The organism is Trinickia sp. NRRL B-1857, assembly GCF_050470685.1.
Lineage (GTDB): Bacteria > Pseudomonadota > Gammaproteobacteria > Burkholderiales > Burkholderiaceae > Trinickia.
Genome location: NZ_JBFLUK010000001.1, coordinates 3,944,065 through 3,966,427 on the forward strand (window position 1 = coordinate 3,944,065; position 22,363 = coordinate 3,966,427).

A 22,363-nucleotide genomic window follows, 5' to 3' on the forward strand; every position below is an offset into this window, starting at 1 on the left:
ACATTTTCGATGACGACGCCGACCCTATCCGAATCCACGATCGGCGCCCGCCAGGCTGCGGGCGATACCGCCTATCCCGCGATCGAAGAGGTGCTGCCGCACCGAGGCACGATGCGCTTGGTCGATGAAATCGTCGCTTGCAGCGACGACGCCGTGACCGTTCTCGCGAGCGTCGCGCGCGAGGCATGGTACGCCGACGAGCACGGCGCGATGCCGGCGTGGCTCGGGATCGAGCTGATGGCGCAAGCGATCGCGGCGCATGTGGGCCTGAACGCGATGCGCGCGGGCGGCCGTGCGCGGCCGGGGGTGCTGCTCGGTGCGAGCCGGTACGAAGCGGCAAGCCCGAGCTTCGCCGCGGGTGCGCGTTTGCGCATCGAGGCGAAAGAGCTGCTCAAGAGCGAAGAGGGCCATGGCGCCTACGACTGCACGATCGCCGTCGACGAGCGGTGTCTCGCACAGGCTGTCGTCAAGGTGTTTCAGCCGACCGATTTTCAAGCATTTATCGAAGGGAGTTTCAGGTCATGACCAGCCGGCGCGTTCTCGTTACCGGCGCAAGTCGCGGCATCGGCCGCGCCATTGCGTATCGCCTCGCCTCGGACGGCTTCGCCGTCACGGTGCATTGCAGGAGCGGGGTGAACGAAGCCCAGGCCGTCGTCGATTCGATCGTCGCACAGGGCGGGCGTGCCAACCTCGTGCGTTTCGACGTGCGCGATAGGGCCGCTTGCCGCGAGGTGCTCGAAGCCGAACTTGCGCGCGACGGTGCCTATTACGGCATCGTGCTGTGCGCGGGCCTCACGCGCGACGCTGCGTTTCCGGCGCTGACGGACGAGGATTGGGATGCCGTCATCGAAACGGGCTTGGACGGCTTCTATAACGTCGTTCACCCGTTGACGATGCCGATGGTGCGTGCCAAGCAAGGCGGCCGTATCGTGACCATCGCGTCGGTCTCGGGCGTGATGGGCAATCGCGGCCAGGTCAACTACAGCGCGGCCAAGGCCGGATTGATCGGCGCCACGAAGGCGTTGGCCGTCGAGCTTGCGTCGCGCCGGATCACGGTCAATTGCGTGGCGCCGGGGCTCGTCGATACGGAAATGCTCGCCGGCATGGAGCACATCGAGCACGCGCTCGCCACGGTACCGATGGGCCGGGTGGGACGGCCCGACGAAGTGGCCGCGACGGTCGGCTTTTTGATGTCCGACGGCGCCTCTTACCTCACGCGCCAGGTGATCGGCGTGAACGGCGGGATGATCTGATGAAGCGCGTCGTCGTAACCGGGATGGGCGGCGTGACGGCCTTCGGTTCCCACTGGGATGAGATCGAGGCCGCATTGCGCGCGGGTCGCAACGCCGTGCGCGTCATGCCCGAGTGGGACTATTTTTCGTCACTGCACACGCGTCTCGCATGCCCGCTGCCGCAGTTTCAAGTGCCGCCCGAATATCCGCGCAAGAAGACGCGCTCGATGGGCCTCGTGTCGATGTACGCGGTGCGGGCCAGCGAATTCGCATTGCGCGATGCCGGGCTCGCCGCCGACCCCTCGATCGCCGATGGGCGCATGGGCGTCGCCTACGGTTCGTCGTCGGGCTCCGTGCAACCGATCCGCGCGTTCGGCACGATGCTCGAAACCGGCTCGATGCAGGATGTCACCTCGAATAGCTACGTGCAGATGATGCCGCACACCGCGGCCGTCAACGTCAGTCTGTTCTGGGACCTGAAAGGCCGCATCATCCCGACCTCGTGCGCCTGCGCCTCGGGCAGTCAGGCAATCGGCTACGCCTACGAGGCCATCGCGACGGGCAAGCAAACGCTGATGCTCGCCGGCGGGGCCGAGGAGCTGTCAGGCCCCGCCGTCGCCGTCTTCGACACGCTGTATGCGACGAGTACGCGTAACGATGCGCCGGAATTGACGCCGCGTCCGTTCGACGCCGCGCGCGACGGCCTCGTCGTGGGCGAGGGCGCGGCCACGCTCGTGCTCGAGGAGTACGACCATGCGTGCGCGCGCGGCGCGACGATTCATGCCGAGGTCGTCGGTTTCGGCTGCAATTCCGACGGCGCGCATATGACTCAGCCGACCGCGGCGACGATGGCGCAGGCGATGCGAATGGCTCTCGACGATGCGAAGCTGCCGCCCGAGGCGATTGCCTATGTGAATGCGCATGGGACGTCGACCGATCGCGGCGACGTGGCCGAAAGCGCCGCGACGGCCGCGGTCTTCGGCGACGCGATGCCGATCAGCTCGCTCAAGAGCTACGTCGGGCATACGCTCGGTGCCTGCGGCTCGCTCGAGGCTTGGTGGACGATCGAAATGATGAAGCGCAACTGGTACGCGCCGACGCTCAATCTGACGGCGGTCGATTCGGCCTGTGCGCCGCTCGATTACATCATGCACGAGGGGCGGACGATCGACGCCGAGTACGTGATGAGCAACAACTTCGCGTTCGGCGGCATCAACACGTCGCTAATCTTCAAGCGTTGCCGATGAAGAGCGCGATGCGTCCCGACACTCAACGTGTGGTCGTGACCGGCATGGGGATCGTCTCGTGCCTCGGCAACTCGCTGGCGCTCGTGGCAGAGGCGTTGCGCGAGAGCCGTTGCGGCGTCGCGCGGATGCCGGCATGGGCCGAGCGTGGCTTCGCGAGCCAAGTGGCCGGCAACGCATCGGTCGCCGGCGAAACGCCCTTCGCTCGGAAGTTCGAGCGCTTCATGGGCGACACCGCGCGGTTTGCCTGCCATGCCGCACGCATGGCCATCGACGATGCACGGCTAGCGTCCTCGGCGCTGCGCTCGCCGCAGGCTGGGGCGGTGATCGGCTCCGGCGCGGGCGCGCTCACGACTTACGACGCGGCGATGGCGCTCGTCACCGAACGCGGGATCGAACGCGCACCGCCGTTCGTCGTGCCGCAATCGATGAGCAGCACGGTGTCGGCAAACGTCGCGCACCTGTTTGGACTTGAAGGCGTTTGTTACTCGCCGTCGTCGGCCTGCACGACGTCGGCGCTGGCGATCGGCCAGGCGATGCAACTGATCCAGAGCGAGCGGCAGCAGATCGTCTTGACGGGCGGCAGCGAAGAATCGCACGAGAACACGGCGTTGATGTTCGATGCGATGGGCGTGCTTTCGCGTCGGTTCAACGAGACGCCGCATCGCGCATCGCGTCCGTACGACATGGCGCGCGACGGCTTCGTCCTGGGTTCCGGAGCCGGCGTGCTCGTACTCGAATCGCTCGCGCATGCGCGAGCGCGAGGCGCCTCGATTTACGCCGAACTGACGGGCTTCGGCCAAGCGACCGAAGCGCATGCGATGGTTGCGCCGGGTGCCGTGGGAATCGCGCGCGCGATCCGCGGGGCGCTCGACGAGGCCGGCGTGGCACCCGGCTATATCAATACGCATGCGCCGTCCACGCCGCTCGGCGATGCGCACGAGCTCGAGGCGTTGACGGCCGTATTCGGTGAGCACCTGCCCGCGTTTTCGTCGACGAAAGCCCTGACGGGGCATCCGCTCGCCGCGGCCGGGGTACACGAGGCGATCTATACGCTCCTGATGATGAGGGATGGATTCATTGCGGGGAGTACCGGGATCGAATCGCTCGATGCGTGCGCCGAGGGCAAGCCGATCGTTCGGGCGACGCGCGCGGCATCGCTGCGGGCCGCGATGTCGGTGTCGTTCGGCTTCGGCGGCAGTTGCGCGAGTTTGATGTTCGGCACCCTCGAGGCGGCATGAAGGTTCACGGGGTTTTGCGATTTTTGACACGACAACAACGAGGAGTATCGCAATGAAACGGAAGCACTTGTTGGCACTGGCAACGTTCGCGCTCGGCGCGCAAGCCGCCATAGCCGGTTCGCACACGACCACGTATCCCTTGAAGCCGGTGCTCGACGCGCAAAGCGCGGACAGCAAGGTCGCGTTCTATTTCGGCGACGCGGCGCATCCGGCCGTGACCGCGTCGTTCGGCGACAAGACCGAAGGAGTACGCGTCGCACGCAAGACCGACGGCGAAACGATGTCGTGCAACGCGGCGCTGACGCAAGCGCTCGACGCGCTTCGCAAGGATGCGCTCGATCGCGGTGCGAACGCCGTCATCGATATCGAAACAAGCTTCCACCAGACGCATACCGTCTCCAGCACCGAATTCACGTGTGCGACGAGCATGAGTGCGGCCGCGCTGAAGGTGCACGGCCAGTTGGTCACGCTCGACGCGAAGTGAAATCGCCGGGCCATGGGCTGCGCCCGGCAAACCGCAGTTCCACAACCAAGAAGAAATAGGAAACCAACGAAATGAAACGTCACCTCAAGCTGGCCGCCATCATGGCATTGTCGTTCGCGGCGACTCACGCAATCGCACGCAACTCGGTGGAATCGTATTCGATCGACAGCGCGCTGAAGTCGGGCGACGGGAAAGTCGATGCCGACATCGGGCTGTATTTCGCCGGCCAGCCGCACCCTGCCGTGCTCAAGACGCTGAGCGAAGCGGCGACGAATAAGAAGACGAACGCAGTCGGCCGCAGCGACGAAGCCGCATGTCAGCACGTGTTCTTGTCGGCTGTGATCGCACTGCAAAAGCGGGCGCGTGAAATGGGCGGCAACGCAGTGGTGAACATCAAGAGCAACTACAAGGACCAACTGACCGAAAGCTCGACGCAATTCGTGTGCGGCGCGGGCGCGGTGATCGCCGGTGTCGCGCTCAAGGGCGACATCGTCACGTTGAAGAAGTAAGCGTGCGGGCAACCGGCACCACGGCGCCTTACGCCATGCGTGCCGGTCCGCTTGCCGGCGGCCGGCGTTAGAGCGGCTTGCGGGCGGCGACGTTGACGAGCGTTTCGCGGCGCTTGCCCGGCTTGGGATGATGCAAGCCGAGCCGCTCGAGCAAGCCGAAGTCTTTGGCGCGGCTCCACCAGAGGTAGGGCAGCGAGATATTGCGCTCGGCGAAGACGAAACCCCTCGCGCGCAGCATGTCGAGATAGCCGTCGGCGCTCTTTTGCACGTGCATGGGATGGCGGAACAAAAGCCGAATGACCCAGGACTTGATGTAGGCGTCCGTCGATTCGGCGAACAGCAGCAGACCGCCCGGTTTCAAGACGCGCCAAAACGAGTCGAGCGCACGCTCTTGTTCGACGAGGTGATGGAACGTCTGGTGGCAAAAGACGATGTCCGCGCTGGCATCGGGTAGCGGCAACTCGGCGCAATCGCCGTGGACGACTTCGATGTCGCCCCCGACGTGGCGCGCCGCTGCTTCGGCGAGTCGTAGCGAGGGCCGATGACAATCGACGCCCACGATGCGGCTAGGCTTGAACGCGCGGGCCAGCAGTTTGAACGAGATGCCCTGACCGCAGCCGGCGTCGACGATGACGGGCGCTTGAGGCAGCGGCGTATCGACGAGCTGCTTTAGATCGTAGATGGCGACGCGCAACACGTGGTGTTCCCACGTGTGCGTGCGTAGGAACCAAACGCCGAAGGCCGTTTCGGGCACGAACGTCGGGTGACGGCGCCCAGCAGGTGATGAGTTCGATGACATGTCGGCTTCCCCGCGGATGGTTCTCTTCGTAGTGCCGCGGATTGTAATCGGAACCGGCTGGGTTGCGCATCGAAACGAGATCGCGGCTCGCCCAGCATGGAAGTAAGCGAATCATAAGGATGAAATAACGATGAGTACAGAATACGGGGAAGTTGAGCATATCGATGTCGCCGTCATCGGCGCGGGACCCGCGGGGGCCGTCGCTGCCGCGTTGTTGGCGCGCGCCGGACGATCGGTGCTGGTGCTCGAGCGTCAGCATTTTCCGCGATTTTCGATCGGAGAAAGCCTGTTGCCGCAGAGCATGGCTTATCTCGAAGAAGCCGGCATGCTCAAGGCCGTCGTGGAGGCCGGTTTTCAATACAAGAACGGCGCATCGTTCGTGCATGGCGAGAAGACCTCCTCGTTCGACTTCCGGGACAAGCATTCGGAAGGGTGGGGCACGACCTATCAAGTCGAGCGCGCCGTATTCGATCAGTTGTTGATTCGACGCGCGGCCGATCAAGGCGTGCAGGTGCGGTTCGGCCATACGGTGCGCGCGTTGCAAACCGGCGATGCGCCGGTGCTGGAAGTCGCGGACGAAGAAGGGCGCGTCTATCGCGTCGCTTCGCGTTTCGTATTCGACGCGAGCGGTTTCGGCCGTGTCTTGCCGCGGCTGCTCGGGCTCGAGACGCCGAGCCGTATGCCGACGCGCGCCGCCCTGTTCTCGCACGTACGCGATGCGTTGCCGGCCGGCAGCACCGATCGCGACAAGATTTGCGTGGCCGTGCATCCCGAGCGTCGCGACGTGTGGTACTGGATGATTCCGCTTGCCGGCGGGCGCACCTCGATCGGCTGCGTGGCCGATGCCGAATTCCTCGATGTGCCCGAAGCGCAGCGCGAGGCGAAGTTGCGCGAACTCATGAATGCCGAGCCGACCGTCGCCCGCCTGCTCGGCGATGCGCCGTTTTTGATGCCCGTCAATCGGATCGCCGGTTACTCGGCCAACGTCGAGCGTCTGCACGGCCCGGGTTTCGCTTTGCTCGGCAATGCGGGCGAGTTCCTCGATCCCGTGTTCTCGTCGGGTGTCACGATTGCGCTGCGCTCCGCACATCTCGCCGTGCAAACGCTACTGAAGCAACTCGACGGCGAGTCTGTGGATTGGGCGGTCGAATACGATGCGCCGCTGCGCAAGGGGATCGATACGTTCCGCGTGTTCGTGGAGCGCTGGTACACGGGCGAGTTGCAGGACATCATCTTCTATGAGAATCAGACGCCCAAGATCCGCCGGATGATCAGCTCGATTCTCGCCGGCTACGCGTGGGATGAGACGAATCCGTACGTCGCGGATCCGGTGCGGCGGTTCAACGCCCTGCACGAAGTGTGCACGATGCAGGCGTAAAGGCCCGCATGCGGTCGCGGCGCCAAGCAAGCGGCGCCGCGATCATTTCGACCTTAGGCGCGTTGGTGCAGGCGCTTGCCGGCCGCATACGTCTCTTGCACGGCGCGATCGTCGCCGAGCATCGCGAACGCGAAGAGCCACTCCTCGGGCGACTGCGCGAGTGCAGTGCGGCGAGCGAGCAGCGGCGTCGCTTCCGGATCGAGCACGATGAAGTCGGCTTCCGCGCCGGGACGCAGCGTGCCGATCGTGTCCGCGAGTCCGAGCGCCTGCGCGGCGCCGGCCGTCGCGAGCCAGAACATACGGGCCGCCGTGAGGTGATGCCCCGTCATGCGTGCAACCTTGTGCGCTTCGTTCATCGTTTGCAGCATCGAGAACGACGTACCGCCGCCGACGTCCGTGCCGAGCGCGACCGGCATACCCGAGATGCCCGCCTTGTCGAAATCGAAGAGCCCGCTGCCCAGAAACAAGTTCGACGTGGGGCAGTGCGACGCGACCGCACCCGTTTCGGCCATTCGCGCGCGATCGTTGTCGTCGAGATAGATGCAATGGCCGTACACCGCGCGCCGGCGCAACAAGCCGTAATGCTCATACACGTCGAGATAGCTGCGATGGCCCGGGAATAGTTCGGCGACCCATTTCACCTCGTCGGTGTTTTCCGATACGTGGCTTTGGATGAACACGTCGGGGTGCAGGCGGGCGAGGGCGCCGCACGCTTCGAGCTGTTCCGGCGTCGAGGTGGGCGCGAATCGCGGCGTGAGCGCATAGAGCTGGCGCCCGCGCTTGTGCCACCGTTCGATCAATGCCGCGCTGTCGTCATAGCCCGATTGCGCCGTATCGCGCAGGAACTCGGGGCAGTTGCGGTCCATCAGCACTTTGCCCGCGACCATCCGCAGATTGCGCGCCTCGCTGGCTTGAAACAGCGCATCGGCCGAACCCTTATGCACCGTGCAATAGACGAGCGCCGTCGTCGTTCCGCACGATACCAACTGGTCGAGGAAGAACTCGGCGACCTCGCTCGCATGCGCGGGATCCGCGAAACCGCGCTCCGTCGGGAACGTATAGGTATCGAGCCAGGGCAGCAGGCCGGCCGCCGGGGATGCGATCATTTCCGTTTGCGGATAGTGCACGTGCGTATCGATGAAACCCGGCGCGATCAGCTTGCCGGGCCGCTCGACGATCTTCGTGTCGGGCGTTAGCTGCTCGCGCAGCGACGCGTACGATCCGGCGGCCACCACGCGCGCGCCTTCGACGATGAGCAGGCCGTCTTCCTCGAAACAGGCGCCGCCCGCCGTCGTCGCGGGGTCGCCGACGAAGGTCAGTAATTTGGCGCGGTAGGCGGTGCGCGGTTCGTTTTGACTCATGATGGAACGTCTCTCAGTGCGATAAAAAAGTGCGGACTGCGCAGCGCACGGCGAAGCGATGCCCTCGTTGCGTACGCAACGAATCGGCAGCGCGGGCGGTTTTGCGCGATCCGCGTCGGGAAATCAGTGCGGGGCCGGGTCCGGCTCCTTCCAATAAGCGTCGAGCTTGTCGATCAACGCCTGCCGTTCGAGCGGCGAGACGAACGACGCCTCGAAGCCGTTGCGCAGAATCGTGTAGACCTCTTGCTCGCTCAAATCGAGCGCCTCGACCGTGGCGAAGTAGTTGGCGTTGACGTAGCCGCCGAAGTAGGCGGGGTCGTCGGAATTCACCGTGACGGCCACGCCTTGCGCCAACAACTGCTTGAGCGTGTGTTGTTTCATATCGTCGAACACACGCAGCTTGATGTTCGATAGCGGGCAGACGGTCAGCGCGACACGCGAATCGGCGAGCCGGGCCACGAGCGCCGGGTCCTCGATACTGCGCACGCCGTGATCGACACGGTCCACCTTGAGGACGTCGAGCGCTTCGTGAACGTAAGCGGGCGGTCCTTCCTCGCCTGCATGCGCGACGAGTTTCAGGCCGCGCGCGCGGGCCTTGGCGAAGACGCGCTCGAACTTGGACGGCGGATGGCCGCGTTCCGACGAATCGAGACCGACCCCGATCAGCCGATGCGCGTAGGTATCGAAGAGCGGCAGGGCCGCTTCGTAGGTGGCGAGCGCGTCGTCCTCCGACAAGTGCCGCAAGAAGCAGAGAATCAGCTTGCTCGAGAGTCCGCGCTGTTCGCCTTCGGCCAACGCGCGTTCGATGCCGGCCACGGCCGTGCTGATCGCGACGCCGCGTTCCGTATGCGTTTGCGGATCGAAAAAGATTTCGGCATGGACGACGTTATCGGCCAGCGCCCGTTCGACGTAGGCGGCCGTCATCGTGTAGAAATCTTCCTCCGTGAGCAGCACGCTCGCACCGGCGTAATAGATGTCGAGAAACGACTGTAAATCGGTGAACTCGTAGGCGCGCTTGAGCGCTTCGATCGATTCGTACGAAAGCTTCACGCCGTTGCGCTTGGCGAGACTGAAGATGACCTCGGGTTCGAGCGAGCCTTCGATATGAATATGCAGCTCGGCTTTCGGCGCGCCGGCAATTTTTTTAGCTAGGTTTGGTGTCATGGTCGGTCAGCGGTTGCAGCATGGAAAACGGTTGGTCGGGCACGGCCGTGGGAGCGGCGCGCGCGGCTTCGATGGCTTGCAGCAACTGCGCGGCGGCGGACAGTGCGATGACCTCGGGGGCTTTGTCATCGATGCCTTCAATACCGATCGGGCAGACCATGCGGGCGATGGCTGCCTCGTCGATGCCGAACGCGGCAAGCCGCTCGTCGAATTGCCGGCGCTTGATGCGCGAGCCGATCATGCCGAAGAAAAGAAAATCGTCGCGTCGCAAAATGCGCTCGGCAAGGACGATGTCGCGCGCATGGTTGTGCGTCATGACGACGAATGCCGTGCCGGGCACGGCTTCATCGACGGCATGCTCGGGCGTCTCGCGCGCCTCGATCGTCACGTTGGGCCACTCGGCGAGCGTTTGCGGCGGCGGGAACCGTGCATCGCGCTCGTCCACCCAGCGCACGCGGCACGGCAGCGTGGACAGCACGCGCGCGAAGGCCGTGGCGACATGCGCGGATCCGAAGAGCATGACCGGAACGTCGCGCGAGACGATCGTCTCGGTCAGCAGTGCGTTGCCTTCGTCGAAACCGGCGCCGTCCCAGAGCAGGCACTCCGGCGCTTGCATGGCGCTATCCGCGGGCGAGAGCCGCACAGGTTCGTGCAAGGGGCCGAATGATACGCTGCGCTGCGTCGCTTTGCGTGCTTGAATCGATTTGCCGAGCGCGGCCACCCAATCGAGATCGCCGATATCGAGCCGTTCGAAGGCAAGCACGACGGCCCCGCCGCAGCATTGGCCCAAGCTCGGCCCGAGCGACAGCCGCTCGAGCCGCCGCAGACGCGGCACGCGCATGCCGTCGCGCAGCACCTCACGCGCGATTTCGATCGCGCGCCATTCGAGATGGCCGCCGCCGATCGTGTGACGAGCGCTCTCGCGCGTGACGATCATCTTCGCGCCGGCCTCGCGCGGCGTCGAACCCTCGACGCGGGCGACCGTCACGAGCACGACGGCATCGCCGTGGGTGAGCAATTGCTGCAATTCAGTGAGCCAGGGTTGCATGCGTTCGTCGTGCTCCGTTCAAGTCGCGCTGCTCGTGCAGGCGGGCGGGGGCGATCCGTCGGCCGCGCGGCCGGCGTTCTCGAGCGCTGCACGGTTCGTGCCATCGCCGGGTGCGGTGGCGACCGCATCGAGCGCCGCGAGGATCGCCTCGGGCGTGGCCGGTGCAACGAGCGGCGGCGCCCGTCGCCTATCGGTCGACGCGGCGGCGACGGCGTCGCGCAGTGCCAAGAACACCGAGAACGCGAGCAGCAGCGGCGGTTCGCCGACGGCTTTCGAGCGGAAGACGGTCGGCTCGGCGTTTTCATTGGCGTAGAGCCGCACGTCGAACGTAGCCGGGGTGTCGCTGACCGCCGGGATTTTGTAGGTCGACGGGGCGTGCGTCATCAAGCGTCCTTCGCGGTTCCACCAGAGCGCCTCGGTCGTGAGCCAGCCCATCCCTTGGATGAAGCCGCCTTCGATTTGGCCGATGTCGATCGCCGGGTTGATCGAGCGCCCGACGTCGTGCAGCAAGTCGGCGTGCACGAGCTTGGATTCGCCGGTGAGCGTATTGACGACGACTTCGCTGACCGCCGCGCCATAGGCGAAGTAGTAGAAGGGGCGCCCCGTCATCGAGCTGGCGTCCCAATGGATCTTCGGGGTCGAGTAAAAGCCGTCGGACCAGAGTTGAATGCGCGCCAGATAAGCGGCGCCGACGAGTTGCCTGAACGAGATCGAGGCGTTCTCTCCATGCACCTGGCCCTGCTCGAAGCGGACGCGAGCCGCTTCGCCGCCGAGCGTGCGCGCCGCCATCTCGGCGAGCCGATCGCGAATCGCAAGCGCGGCCGCCTCGGCCGCCTTGCCGTTCAGATCGCTGCCCGTCGAGGCGGCCGTCGCCGACGTGTTCGCGACTTTCGACGTATCGGTCGCGGTCACGCGCACTTGCGCGAGCGGCAGCCCGAATACGTGGGCGACGACTTGCGCCACCTTCGTGTTGACCCCCTGACCCATCTCGGTGCCGCCGTGATTGACGAGTACGGAGCCGTCGCGATAAACGTGCACGAGCGCACCGGCCTGATTCAAGAACTCGACGTTGAACGAAATGCCGAACTTGACGGGCGTGAATGCTATGCCGCGTTTCAGTATGGGGCTTGCGGCGTTATAGGCGGCCAGCGCGTCGCGGCGCGCGCGGTACTGGCTCGACTCGAGGAGCTGCGCCGTGAGCGGGGCGAGGACGTTGTCTTCGACGCTTTGGCCGTACGGTGTCGTGTTGCGCTCGCCGATGCCGTAGTAGTTGGCCATCCTCACATCGAGCGGATCGCGGCCGAGCGTGCGGGCGATGCCATCGAGAATCACTTCGGTGACGAGCGCGCCTTGCGGGCCGCCGAAGCCCCGAAAGGCCGTATTCGACTGCGTGTTCGTCTTGCATGAGAGCGCGACGATTTCGACGTCCGGCAGGAAGTAGGCGTTGTCGACGTGGCATACGGCGCGCGTTGCCACGGCGCCCGACAAGTCGGCCGAATAGCCGGCCCGCAGCGCGATTTCGACGCGCAGACCGAGGATGCGGCCGTCGTCGTCGAACCCCGCTTCATAGCGATACAGCGCGTCGTGGCGCTTGCCCGTGATCAGAAAGTCGTCGTCCCGGTCTACGCGCAATTTCACGGGACGCGCGAGGCGCGTGCAGGCGAGCGCCGCCACACAGGCGAAGAGCGCCGATTGCGATTCCTTGCCGCCGAAACCGCCGCCCATCCGTCTGCATTCGCAGACCACGTTGTGCGCGGACCAGCCGAGCATGTGCGCGACGACGGCCTGCATCTCGCTCGGATGCTGCGTCGAGCTATAGACGTGGACGCCGTTACGTTCGGTCGGCAGCGCGTAGGCGACTTGCCCTTCGAGATAAAACTGTTCTTGGCCGCCGACTTCGAATTCGCCGTCGAGCCGGTGCGGCGCTTGGGCGATGCGTTCGGCGGGCGAGCCGCGCGTCAAACGTTGCGGCGGCAGCACGTAGTGGTGCCGCGCACGAGCCTCGCCGATCGTCAGCACCGGCTCCAGCGGTTCGTAGCGCACGACGTCGTCGCGCTTGGCGAGCGCGGCGGCCCGTCGTGCGAGTTCGTACGACGTCGCGACCACGGCGAAGATCGGTTGCCCGAGGTATTGGACGAGGTCGTCGGCGAGTATCGGATCGTCGTGAACGACGGGGCCGCAATTGTTTTCGCCGGGAATATCGGCCGCGGTGAACACGGCAACCACACCCGGTGCCTCGCGTACCGCGGTGAGATCGAGCCCGACGATATGCGCGTGCGCATGCCGCGACAGCCCCAGCGCGGCATACAGTGTGCCGGCAAGTTCGGGCAAATCGTCGGTGTAGCGCGCTTCGCCGCTTACATGCAGCTCGGCCGATTCGTGCGGCAGCGGCACGCCGATCGCATCGTCGGGGTTCGGCCGTTGCGCCCGGGAAGCGGTATCGGCGATAGGTGCATCGTTAGGCCGATTCATGGCGCCTCCTTGGCGAAGGCGGCATCGAACGCGAAGGCGTCGACTTGCGCGAGCGCCAGCGGCGCTTCGTCTCGCGTCTCGAGCCAGAACCGCCGGAGCAGATTGCGCGCGATCGTCGAACGATAGCGGCTCGATGCGCGCAAGTCCGTCAGCGGTTGGTAGTCGCCCGCGAGGGCATGCATGGCGCGCTCGACCGCGTGTTCGTTCCAGGCGCCGCCGATGAGCGCCGCCTCGGCCAGCGAGGCGCGCTTGGGCGTGGCGGCCATGCCGCCGAACGCAATGCGGGCGCTGGCGACGGTGCCGTCGACGACCTCGATCGCGAACGCCGCGCAAACGGCGGAAATGTCCTGGTCGTAGCGCTTGGACACTTTGTATGTGCGAAAGCGCAGCGTCGTGGCGGGACGCGGGATACGCAGCGCAGCGACGAATTCGCCCGCCTCCAGCGCCGTCTTCTGATAGCCGAGGTAAAACGCGTCGAGCGGCATGACGCGGGTGTCGCTGCCGCGCCGCAAGACGATTTGCGTATCGAGCGCGATGAGGGCCGGCATCGAATCGCCGATCGGCGAACCGTTGGCGACGTTGCCGCCGAGCGTGCCCGCATTGCGGACGGGGAGGGACGCAAACCGTTTGCCGAGTTCGGCGAGTTCCGGGTAGTCGACGATCAGCGCGGCGTAGGCATCCTCGAGCGTCGCGGCCGCGCCGATGGTGAGCTGGGTGGCGTCGCGCTCGATGGCGGCGAGCTCGGCCACGCGCCCGACGTAAAGCACATCGCCCAGATCGCGCAATTGCTTCGTGGCCCATAGCCCGACGTCCGTGCTGCCCGCCAGTACGAGCGCATGCGGATGCTCGGTGCGCAATTGCGCGAATGCATCGAGCGAAGTGGGCGCCCAGAACCGGTTTTCGCCGAAGGCGCTGCCGCGAAGGTCGGCGCTCGCGTAGCTGAACGTGTCGGTCCGTGCCCGGCGCATCTCGCGCAAGGCTTGCTCGATCGGCGCCCGATCGAGCGCGACGCGGGCGTAATGGTCGATATCCAGCATTTGCTGGGCGGCATCGACGATGGGACGATAGCCCGTGCAGCGGCACAGATTGCCCGAGAGCGCGGTGGCGACTTCGTCGCGCGTCGGCAGTCCGGCGCGGGGCGGATAGTTTTCGTAGAGCGCCCACATCGACATCGCGAACCCGGGCGTGCAAAAGCCGCATTGCGAGCCGTGACAGTCGACGAGCGCCTGCTGAACGGGATGCAGGGCGCCGTCGGGGGCGCGCAAGTCTTCGACGGTGAAAAGTGTGCATCCGTCCAGCGTGGGAAGAAAGCGGATGCAAGCGTTGACGGCTTTCAGAACGAGTTCGCCGCCCGCGTCGAGTTCACCGACGACGACCGTGCATGCGCCGCAGTCGCCTTCGGCGCATCCCTCCTTAGTGCCCGTGCAGCGCATATCGTCGCGCAGGTGCTGTAGCACCGTGCGCGTGACGGGAATGCCCGAGACTTCGCGGATGGCGCCGCGGTGATAAAAGCGGATGGGATGCGTCTTCATAGCCGAATCCTCGAAGGTGGGACCAGGCGCGCGTTACGCGAGGGCCCGCCAGAGGTCCCGCGCACGTGGATCGCCATCCATGCATGACCGAAGATAGCACCGACGCGCCGCAAAGACATCGCTTGGCGCTGATGGGCGCTATTCGCGGCCGCTCATGACATTCGTACGATTCGCTCGGAAAAGCAAAGTTGCCGCGGGGGCGCGGCCAATGAGGGAAGAAACGAGGCCGGTTGCAGATATCGGGTTAACCCCGGCCGGGAGCGCGCGATTCATGAGCGTTCAAACGCAAACGCCCCGCATTGCCGCGGGGCGTTTGCGTCCGCTCGGATGCGGGCGCGAGTCAGATGGCGCGTAACCGACGCCGGTCGCGCCGCCGCCACAAGCTCGTGGCGACCGAGACGAAAATGAGACCGAACGCAATCAGCGCCCAACCGGGCAGCAAAACGCCGAGGATCGGCGGATAGACCGTTTCGCACAGACCGCCCACTTTGAAAACGCTCGGTAGCCAGTGAGCCGGCGGCAGACTGTCGACGACGGGCTGTAGCGCATCGAAACCGCAGCTGAAACCGGGATTGAGCTGGATGTACAGATGCTTGGCGGCGCCCGCGATGCCTGCTATGGCACAAACGGCAATCAAGGTCTCGAAGACGGCGATGCCCCGCCACCCTTTGCGTGCCGCGCCGACGAACGCGAACAGCGCGATCAGCAGAAACAGATAGCGCTGGATGATGCAAAGCGGACAAGGATCCTCGTGCTTGACGAATTGCAGATAAAGCGCGCCGCCGACGAGGGCTAGACAGACGAAGCCCAGCAGCACGAGAAGGCTGCGCTCGCGGCGCAGCGAAGACGTATCGTTCATGAGTGGCTCACGCCCCAAAATGGAAATCGGTAAATTTTAGGTACTTTCGCTTAAACGTTCGTTAAATCCGGCCACGTCGGCTCTCTGTGTCAGCGGATCGATTCGAGCACCCGCTCGACGGCGAGCGCTGTGGCAAGCAGGGCATCGTCCGCGTGCGGCGCCGCTGCCAGCATGAGACCGACGGGTGCCTGGCCGCGTGCGTGGCACGGTAGCGAGACCGCGCAGGCGTCCAGCATGTTGAAAACGCTCGGGTTGCGCAGAATCAGCGCATTGATGTTCGCGTAAGTCGTATCGTCGGCATCGCACTGGGCCACGCGCGGCGGCACGATCGGCACGGTCGGCGCGACGATCGCGTCGAAACGCCGCCAGAGCGTGCGCTGCGCCGTCTCGATCAGCGCGGCGCGCTCGGCGAGCAGATCGATGTAATCGGCCGCGAGGGCGGTTTCGCCTTTTTTGATTCGCACGAGCACGCGCGGATCGTAGCGCTCGCCGTGCGCTTGCATGAGCGTGCGGTGCCATGCGTACGCTTCCATCGACGAAATCCCGAATCGCTTGGGCCACGCCGGATCGTTCAGCGGCGCGAAGTGGACATCGGAGACGATCGCGCCCGCCGCTTCCAAATGCTTGATGGCGGCGTCGACCGCCGCTGCGACCTCGGGCTCCATGTCGTCGGTGACGAAATGGGTCAGCACGCCGAGGCGCAGCCCTTCGATCGGCCGTGCTTCCGGCACGCGCGGCGGCAGGCCCGCGAGAATCCGATCGACGAGCGCGCAGCATGCGACCGATACGCCGATCGGGCCGAACGAGTCGAGCGTCGTCGAAAGCGGCACGGCGCCTTGTCTCGGCACCCGGCTCGCGGTCGGTTTAAAGCCGGCCAGCCCGCACAGCGCGGCGGGGATCCGGATCGATCCGCCCGTATCGCTGCCGAGCGCGACGGCGGCCATGCCGTCGGCGACCGATGCCGCCGCCCCCGAGGACGAACCGCCCGCAATGCGGGCGTCGCCCGCCTCGCCGCGACGGTACGGCGAGAGCGGCGTGCCGTAGTGCGGATTGAGTCCGAGCCCCGAATACGCGAACTCCGTCATGTTCGTGCGCCCGACGATCACGGCCCCTGCCTGCCGCAACCGGGCGACGGCGGGTGCGTCGGCGCTCGCGGGCGCGGCATCGGCCAGTGCGCGCGAGCCGGCGCGTGTGACTTGGCCTTGCACGTCGAACAAGTCTTTCACTGAAACGGGGATGCCGGCGAGCGGCGAAAGTACCGTGCCTGCGGCCCGCAAGCGGTCGAATGCGTCGGCGCTCTCGCGTGCTTGGCGCTCATCCACCTCTAGAAAGACCGTGGCGCCTTGTCCGGCCGGATCGGCAATGCGCTCGAGCGCGGTATCGACTAGCGCGCGGCTCGTCGTGCGCCCTTGCGCCAGATCCGAGGCGAGGCGGGCGAGGGGCGGAAAGGGGACGAAATCGGTAGTCATAGAGTGTCGGATCGAAGCGATGGTTCTCGCGCGAGGCACTGCGGTAACCGCGAGCGGGGCGCGGGTGGATGAACGAATCGAGCGGTGCCGGGCAACGCTTGCCGACGATTGTAACTGCTGCCCCTTTTTTCGGCCCGGCGACGAAAATGCGGCGATTTGCGGCCTTCCCGTTCAGTGGCGGATAATGAATTCAATTCAATCGCCGACGCGCCAGCCCATCGTTATGAGCGAAACCACGCCGCCGAACGCCGATCGCCCCGGCTCTCAATCGACTTCTCCGTCCCCGGCAGTTCCGCCGGAGCCCGCCACCGCCTCGACATCTCCCGGTATGCCCGGTACTACCGGCGTCGTGACGACATCCAACGCCACGGATACGCCCAGTGCTGCGGCGCGCGCGGCGACGGACGCGCTGGAATCGGCGTCCGCCGTGACTTCCACGCCGGCCGCGGCTCCCGGGACGACCTTGGAGACCGACGCCGCGCAGGCGAAAGCGACGGCCGCCGCGCAGACGGCCGCGCAGGAACGCGCGGCACAGACAGCACAGACGGCAAGCGTGCAAGCCGCGCCCGGTTCGCCGCCGCCGGGCTTCGGCGCGCCGCCCGACTTCGATTCGCCGCGTCCGCCGCCCGCGAGCAGCACCGTCTCGCAAACGCAGCCGGCCTATCTGCGCCACAACGATTCCGCGTGGTCGGTATTCGGGCGAACCATTGCGGCCCGGGCCCGGCAGCTGTTCGACCGGGCGGGGCAGCGCATCACGCAGCGCACGCTGCGTATCGGCGTGTCGGCGCGGATTTTCCATCCGGAACCCGGCGCGCGCGGGCTGCGCGGCAAAACGCTGCAATACCTCGAGGAATCCGTCGCGCACTGGGTCATGTCGCGCGATGTCATGGTGTTCATGATTCCGACCGTCGGTCATCAAGGCATGCTCCATCCGAGCAACATTCGCTTGCGCGATTACGCCAAGCACCTCGACGGCCTGCTGCTACAAGGCGGCGCGGACGTTTCGCCGCAAACTTACGCGGCGAGCGACATGCGGCCAGAGTGGCCCGGCGATCGAGTGCGCGATATGTACGAACTGGAGCTGCTCTACGAGTTCATCGAATCGGGCAAGCCCGTGCTCGGCATCTGCCGAGGTTGCCAACTGATCAATGTCGCGTTCGGCGGCACGCTCTACCAAGACATTGCCACCGAAGTTCCGACGGCCGGCGTGCATGTGAGCGAGTTCTACGATCAGCATCGGCACTCGGTGCGCTTCCCGGACGGCTCGACGCTCGCGAGCATGTTCCCGGGACGGCGCGAAGCCGTGGTCAACTCGATCCATCACCAAGCGGTGAGGACGCTCGGCCGCGATCTGAATATCGAAGCCGTTTCCGCGAACGATGGACTCATCGAGGCGGTTCGCTACCGGCGGGCGCCGTTCGTCGTGGGCGTGCAATGGCACCCCGAATTTCATCGAGCGGGCGGGCCCGAACTGCTCGACTGCACGCCGCTGTTGGACACGTTCTTGCGTGCGTCGCGCGAGACCCGGTTCTAACCGATGGAGGGCCCCTCAGTGGCCCTCCATCGCGGTCGATGCAAAAAGTGTTGACACGTTTCAGCGCTTTATACATAATCTCGCTTCTCCGATGCACGCGGTTAGCGAGCGAGTCGGATGAAGCAAAAAGCAGCAAACTGCGGGAGTAGCTCAGTTGGTAGAGCGCAACCTTGCCAAGGTTGAGGTCGCGAGTTCGAGACTCGTCTCCCGCTCCAGTTTCGATGCGTTATCTCATGCGAAGTAATTGATTGAGATGGCGCGAAGTAGTAGGTAGGATACGCGGGAGTAGCTCAGTTGGTAGAGCGCAACCTTGCCAAGGTTGAGGTCGCGAGTTCGAGACTCGTCTCCCGCTCCAGTTAAGGGGGAAGCTAAGCTTCCCTTTTTATTTGGCTGCCTGTTGTCAGGGTTGCTAAATCGATCAGCCGGAACGTTGCGCGTTCGCGCGGCGTCGATACTCCGGTGAATCCGCTTTTGGCGCGATAGCAAAGCGGTTATGCAGCGGCCTGCAAAGCCGTGTAGGCCGGTTCGACTCCGGCTCGCGCCTCCAAATTGAAACCCTGACCAGCGTATGCTCGTCAGGGTTTTTCTTTTTCCGTCAGTGTTTTTCGTTTGCGGCGGCGCTATACATCGCCAGCGCACCATCCCCATACTCGCGCATGACCTTTGCGATCACGACGCGATAGCCGTCGAGCCAACGCGATTGCTGCGATTTGGCTTCCTGATGCGAAGGGTGGTGAATCAATTCCAGCAGCGCCTGCTCCGTCTCCCAGTAGTAAATATTCTGAATGAGCCCGCTCTGTGTATTTTCCCAAGTCTCTTCGCCTAAATAACCGGGAATGGTTCGCGCGACTTCGGCAATGCGTTGGTCAAGGCGATGGAATTCCTCGTCGTACCGGCCGGCTCGGAAAATAAAGGTTGAAGAGTACATGGGCGATAGGATTGAAGGGCGGGTATGCCGCCCCTAGTCAAAAAATATCGTTTAAGGGTCGCCCATTTTATGGCGCGAGTTAAGTCGAGGACCACGCGAGAAGCCGCACGCCCGCGATTCCAAAAACGACAGCGAGGCAGCCTTCTAACACGCGGCGCGTGCGCTTGTAAATACGCCGAGCCGATTCGATCGAAAACAGCATCGCGTATCCGCTGAAGACGAGTGTGCCGATCATTGCGCAGCCCGGGATAACGGCACCGTGCGTGGCCCCCGCGCTATTCGACGAGAGCGCCACGATCGACACCCACACCAAGATTGCTTTGGGATTCGTCAAATGCAGCAAGACGCCTTTCGTATAAAGTCCCTTCAGCGTAGCGGGCCGATCGTTATTCGACGAAGCGGCGACCGATGCCGAAAGCGCCGTACGTCCCGATTTAAAGGCGAGCCATAAGAGATAGACGCCGCCGAAGATTTTGATGGCGACGATAAAATGCGAATAGGCGATCAAGGCCGCCGAGATTCCCAAGGTCGCGACGCTAGCCCAAAACATCGAGCCTGAAATAACGCCCGCGGCGAAGGCGAGCGCTGCCTTGCGTCCATGATGAGCAGCGATCGACATGATGGCGAGGTTGCTCGGCCCAGGGCTTGCCGTACCGACGAAATACGCGGCGTAGGCGAGCAGTAGATTGGCCGAAAAGAAAGTGGTGCCGGACATAATGGCTCTTGAAGTTGAGGGCGAAACACGATTGTTGCCGACTGGGCGCCGTCCGCCATGACCAATTTTCCCAAGTTTGACCGGGCCAGTCGCGCGAATCGGACCGGGCTACTTTTGCTTGCGCGCGGCCTCGGCGAGCATCGCGTCGCCGATTTGAAACTGGTTGCTCGCACGCAGCGCTTCGCCGGCGCCTTGAATGTCGCGTACGTCTTTGTTCTGACCGAGCTTGCTTTTACCGACCAAGCGAGTGATCTCGATTTCGAGGCCGACGATCTGGCGCAACATCGTTTCGATGTAGTCGCTCGGCGCATCCCCCATCTTCCACGGCTGAGCTTGCGAGGCTTCGTGCGTGCGCGTGAGCCGCGCGACTAGACCGCGGACGAATTTTTCGTCGTCGCGAATCGTGATGCGCCCGTGGGCGTGAACCACCATGTAATTCCATGTCGGCACTTGCCGGTGCGCCACCTGTTTGGTCGGGTACCAGTTCGGCGAGATATAGGCATCGCCGGCCTGGAAGACGACCAAGACCGTTTCGCCATCGGCGACGTCCTGCCATACCGGGTTGGCCCGCGCGACATGCGCGTGCAATACGCCGAACTCGCCTGCTTGCGGGTCCAGTTCGAACGGGATGTGATTCGCGTCCAAGCCGCTCTTGCCATGGGTGACGAGCGTTCCGAACGGATGTTGCGCGATGCGCGAATGCAAAACGTCGATGCGAGGCTCGTTGAAATCGGCTGGGATATACATGGTGGTTCTCTAGGGCAACGGGTGGCAGACGTCGGCGCGTCGGATGAGCTATCCGAATTGTGGAAGAGAACTGGCTTATCCTGTAGGTCCAATTTGGATTGATTTTTGTGGACCAGAATCATGGCGAGGACAGCACGGGTCGCCGACATTCCTTCTCTCGGCACATTGAACCCCGCAGCGGGAAACCTCAGTCGCCAGGTGATGCGGGCATTGCGCGAGGCGGTGCGCAAGGGGGAGCTTCGAGCCGGCGACGCATTACCCTCCACACGGTTGTTGGCGGCCGCGCTCGACGTCTCGCGCGGTACGGTGCTCGGCGCGTATGAACAGCTCATTGCCGAAGGTTTTTTGATCGCCAAGCCGGGTTCCGGTACCTGTGTCGCGCCGACATTGCCGGGACCGCATCGAGCCGAATCGCCGCGCTCGAGCAAGCCGCGCGGTGCGAGCGAACGCGAAGGGCATCCCGGCCTTCCCGAGCCGGCCGCGTCGTTCGCGCGGATCGCCGCCGAATTCAGGCCGCTTGCTCCCGTACCGTTCGCTGTCTCGGTTCCCATGGATTTAACGGCGCCCGCCGACGTCTGGCGCAAGCTCGGCAATAAGGTGCGCGCGAAGGGCCCCGGCGCGCCGGCGGGGTACGGCGATCCGCTCGGTGCGCGGCCGCTGCGCGAGGCGATCGCTCATTACGTTCGCATGTCACGCTCCGTGCGCTGCGAACCGGGACAGGTCATCGTGACGAGCGGCACGCAGCAAGGCCTGTATCTGGCAAGTCAGGTCTTATTGGCGCCGCACGATCAAGTTTGGGCGGAAAACCCGGCCTATCGCGGGGTGACGGCCGTGCTCGAGAGTACGGGCCATCGCGAGACGATGGTTCGCGTTCCGGTGGATGCGGAAGGCATCGATGTCGAAGCTGGGATGGCAATGGGACCGCACGCTCGCGCCGCGTTCGTGACGCCGTCGCATCAATATCCGTTGGGGATGCCGATGAGCATGGCGCGCCGTAGTGCCTTGCTCGAGTGGGCGCGGACCCGCCATGCCTGGATCGTAGAGGACGACTACGACAGCGAGTTGCGATACCAGGGTTACCCATTTCCGTCGTTGCAAGGACTCGAGCCGGAACGGGTCGTGTATCTCGGCACGTTCAGCAAGATTCTGTTTCCGTCGTTGCGCTTGGGCTACGCGATCGTCCCCGATGCGCTGGTCGATGCGTTTTGCGGGGCGCGCGTGCTGATGGATCGTCATCCGCCCAACGCCGATCAATACGTGCTCGCCGCCTTTTTGGCCGAAGGGCATCTGGAGCGTCACGTTCGCCGGGTCCGCAACGTCTACGCGGCCTATCGCGCCAAACTGATCGAAACGCTCGGCGCGCTGCTGCCGGACGACCTAGCATGGGTCGAGCCGGGCGACCAAGGCATGCATCTCGTGTTGTGGCTCGCGCCGAAGATCGACGATCGGTTCGTGGCCGCGGCGGCGGTGAGCGCCGGGGTGTCGGTGCGCGCCGTTTCGCCGATGTTCTCGCCGGGTACCGCGCGGCCCGGCCTGGTGCTCGGCTTCGGAGGGTTCGGGCATGAACAGATGGTGGAGGCGGCGCGGCGTCTGAGCGCCGTCATCGTCGATGCGGCGAAGCGATATTTGCGGTAGTGCCCGGCGGCA

At 64.7% G+C, this 22,363-nt stretch carries 20 protein-coding genes and 3 tRNA genes; 12 read left to right on the forward strand and 11 right to left on the reverse strand.

The window, feature by feature from the left end; translation table 11 throughout:
* Positions 1-9: 9 nt before the first annotated feature.
* The 6 genes from AB1286_RS17695 (at position 10) to AB1286_RS17720 (ending at position 4,710) form a co-directional block, all read left to right on the forward strand.
* Positions 10-525 carry a hotdog family protein gene (locus AB1286_RS17695; protein WP_430364477.1) on the forward strand — a complete coding sequence of 172 codons (516 nt, stop codon included), beginning with the start codon at positions 10-12 and terminating at the stop codon, positions 523-525.
* Positions 522-1,253, forward strand: a complete 732-nt coding sequence (locus AB1286_RS17700) for a 3-ketoacyl-ACP reductase FabG2 (RefSeq protein ID WP_430364478.1) — start codon at positions 522-524, stop codon at positions 1,251-1,253. Before AB1286_RS17695 ends, AB1286_RS17700 begins: the two co-directional genes overlap by 4 nt.
* On the forward strand, positions 1,253-2,479 hold the full coding sequence (locus AB1286_RS17705; RefSeq protein ID WP_430364479.1) for a beta-ketoacyl-ACP synthase: 1,227 nt from the start codon (positions 1,253-1,255) through the stop codon (positions 2,477-2,479). The genes AB1286_RS17700 and AB1286_RS17705 overlap by 1 nt, the downstream gene beginning before the upstream one ends.
* Positions 2,480-2,487: 8 nt before the next feature.
* Positions 2,488-3,717, forward strand: coding sequence for a beta-ketoacyl-[acyl-carrier-protein] synthase family protein (locus AB1286_RS17710; protein ID WP_430364480.1), 1,230 nt, complete (start codon positions 2,488-2,490; stop codon positions 3,715-3,717).
* A gap of 52 nt (positions 3,718-3,769) precedes the next feature.
* Positions 3,770-4,201, forward strand: coding sequence for a hypothetical protein (locus AB1286_RS17715; protein WP_430364481.1), 432 nt, complete (start codon positions 3,770-3,772; stop codon positions 4,199-4,201).
* A 71-nt stretch (positions 4,202-4,272) separates the two neighbouring features.
* Positions 4,273-4,710, forward strand: coding sequence for an excinuclease ABC subunit A (locus AB1286_RS17720; RefSeq protein ID WP_430364482.1), 438 nt, complete (start codon positions 4,273-4,275; stop codon positions 4,708-4,710).
* A 67-nt stretch (positions 4,711-4,777) separates the two neighbouring features.
* Here AB1286_RS17720 and AB1286_RS17725 read toward each other — a convergent pair whose 3' ends face one another.
* Positions 4,778-5,509, reverse strand: a complete 732-nt coding sequence (locus AB1286_RS17725) for a class I SAM-dependent methyltransferase (protein WP_430364483.1) — start codon at positions 5,507-5,509, stop codon at positions 4,778-4,780.
* A 130-nt stretch (positions 5,510-5,639) separates the two neighbouring features.
* Here AB1286_RS17725 and AB1286_RS17730 point away from each other — a divergent pair, with 130 nt between their 5' ends.
* Positions 5,640-6,887, forward strand: a complete 1,248-nt coding sequence (locus AB1286_RS17730) for an NAD(P)/FAD-dependent oxidoreductase (protein ID WP_430364484.1) — start codon at positions 5,640-5,642, stop codon at positions 6,885-6,887.
* Positions 6,888-6,940: 53 nt separating this feature from the next.
* On the opposite strand, the gene guaD is transcribed toward AB1286_RS17730, so the two are convergent.
* The 7 genes from guaD to AB1286_RS17765 form a co-directional block, all read right to left on the reverse strand.
* A complete protein-coding gene (gene guaD / locus AB1286_RS17735; RefSeq protein WP_430364485.1) occupies positions 6,941-8,248 on the reverse strand; it encodes a guanine deaminase in 1,308 nt (435 codons plus the stop codon).
* A gap of 123 nt (positions 8,249-8,371) precedes the next feature.
* Positions 8,372-9,412: an adenosine deaminase gene (locus tag AB1286_RS17740; RefSeq protein ID WP_430364486.1), complete on the reverse strand. Its 1,041-nt coding sequence runs from the start codon at positions 9,410-9,412 to the stop codon at positions 8,372-8,374.
* Positions 9,393-10,460, reverse strand: a complete 1,068-nt coding sequence (gene xdhC / locus AB1286_RS17745; RefSeq protein ID WP_430364487.1) for a xanthine dehydrogenase accessory protein XdhC — start codon at positions 10,458-10,460, stop codon at positions 9,393-9,395. The genes AB1286_RS17740 and xdhC overlap by 20 nt, the downstream gene beginning before the upstream one ends.
* A gap of 18 nt (positions 10,461-10,478) precedes the next feature.
* Positions 10,479-12,932 (reverse strand): xanthine dehydrogenase molybdopterin binding subunit, encoded by a 2,454-nt coding sequence (gene xdhB, locus AB1286_RS17750; RefSeq protein ID WP_430364488.1) that lies wholly within the window; start codon positions 12,930-12,932, stop codon positions 10,479-10,481.
* On the reverse strand, positions 12,929-14,464 hold the full coding sequence (xdhA, locus tag AB1286_RS17755) for a xanthine dehydrogenase small subunit (RefSeq protein ID WP_430364489.1): 1,536 nt from the start codon (positions 14,462-14,464) through the stop codon (positions 12,929-12,931). The genes xdhB and xdhA overlap by 4 nt, the downstream gene beginning before the upstream one ends.
* 340 nt (positions 14,465-14,804) lie before the next feature.
* A complete protein-coding gene (locus tag AB1286_RS17760) occupies positions 14,805-15,323 on the reverse strand; it encodes a disulfide bond formation protein B (RefSeq protein ID WP_430364490.1) in 519 nt (172 codons plus the stop codon).
* An 89-nt stretch (positions 15,324-15,412) separates the two neighbouring features.
* Positions 15,413-16,792 carry an amidase gene (locus AB1286_RS17765; RefSeq protein WP_430364491.1) on the reverse strand — a complete coding sequence of 460 codons (1,380 nt, stop codon included), beginning with the start codon at positions 16,790-16,792 and terminating at the stop codon, positions 15,413-15,415.
* Positions 16,793-17,015: 223 nt separating this feature from the next.
* Here AB1286_RS17765 and AB1286_RS17770 point away from each other — a divergent pair, with 223 nt between their 5' ends.
* The 4 genes from AB1286_RS17770 (at position 17,016) to AB1286_RS17785 (ending at position 18,873) form a co-directional block, all read left to right on the forward strand.
* The gene (locus tag AB1286_RS17770) at positions 17,016-18,326 is read left to right on the forward strand and encodes a gamma-glutamyl-gamma-aminobutyrate hydrolase family protein (RefSeq protein WP_430365111.1); all 1,311 of its coding nucleotides are present in this window, start codon (positions 17,016-17,018) and stop codon (positions 18,324-18,326) included.
* A 139-nt stretch (positions 18,327-18,465) separates the two neighbouring features.
* Positions 18,466-18,541, forward strand: a tRNA-Gly gene (locus AB1286_RS17775).
* A 64-nt stretch (positions 18,542-18,605) separates the two neighbouring features.
* Positions 18,606-18,681: transfer RNA gene (locus AB1286_RS17780), tRNA-Gly, on the forward strand.
* A gap of 118 nt (positions 18,682-18,799) precedes the next feature.
* A tRNA-Cys gene (locus AB1286_RS17785) sits at positions 18,800-18,873 on the forward strand.
* A gap of 48 nt (positions 18,874-18,921) precedes the next feature.
* Here the strand turns inward: AB1286_RS17785 and AB1286_RS17790 are convergent.
* From AB1286_RS17790 to AB1286_RS17800, 3 genes are all read right to left on the reverse strand, one after another.
* Entirely contained in the window at positions 18,922-19,254 is a 333-nt protein-coding gene (locus AB1286_RS17790; protein WP_430364492.1) for an antibiotic biosynthesis monooxygenase family protein, read from the reverse strand.
* A 79-nt stretch (positions 19,255-19,333) separates the two neighbouring features.
* Positions 19,334-19,969 carry a LysE family translocator gene (locus AB1286_RS17795; RefSeq protein ID WP_430364493.1) on the reverse strand — a complete coding sequence of 212 codons (636 nt, stop codon included), beginning with the start codon at positions 19,967-19,969 and terminating at the stop codon, positions 19,334-19,336.
* A 108-nt stretch (positions 19,970-20,077) separates the two neighbouring features.
* Positions 20,078-20,716: an FMN-binding negative transcriptional regulator gene (locus tag AB1286_RS17800; protein WP_430364494.1), complete on the reverse strand. Its 639-nt coding sequence runs from the start codon at positions 20,714-20,716 to the stop codon at positions 20,078-20,080.
* Between the two features lie 120 nt (positions 20,717-20,836).
* Here AB1286_RS17800 and AB1286_RS17805 point away from each other — a divergent pair, with 120 nt between their 5' ends.
* Positions 20,837-22,351 (forward strand): PLP-dependent aminotransferase family protein, encoded by a 1,515-nt coding sequence (locus AB1286_RS17805; protein WP_430364495.1) that lies wholly within the window; start codon positions 20,837-20,839, stop codon positions 22,349-22,351.
* Positions 22,352-22,363: the final 12 nt, after the last annotated feature.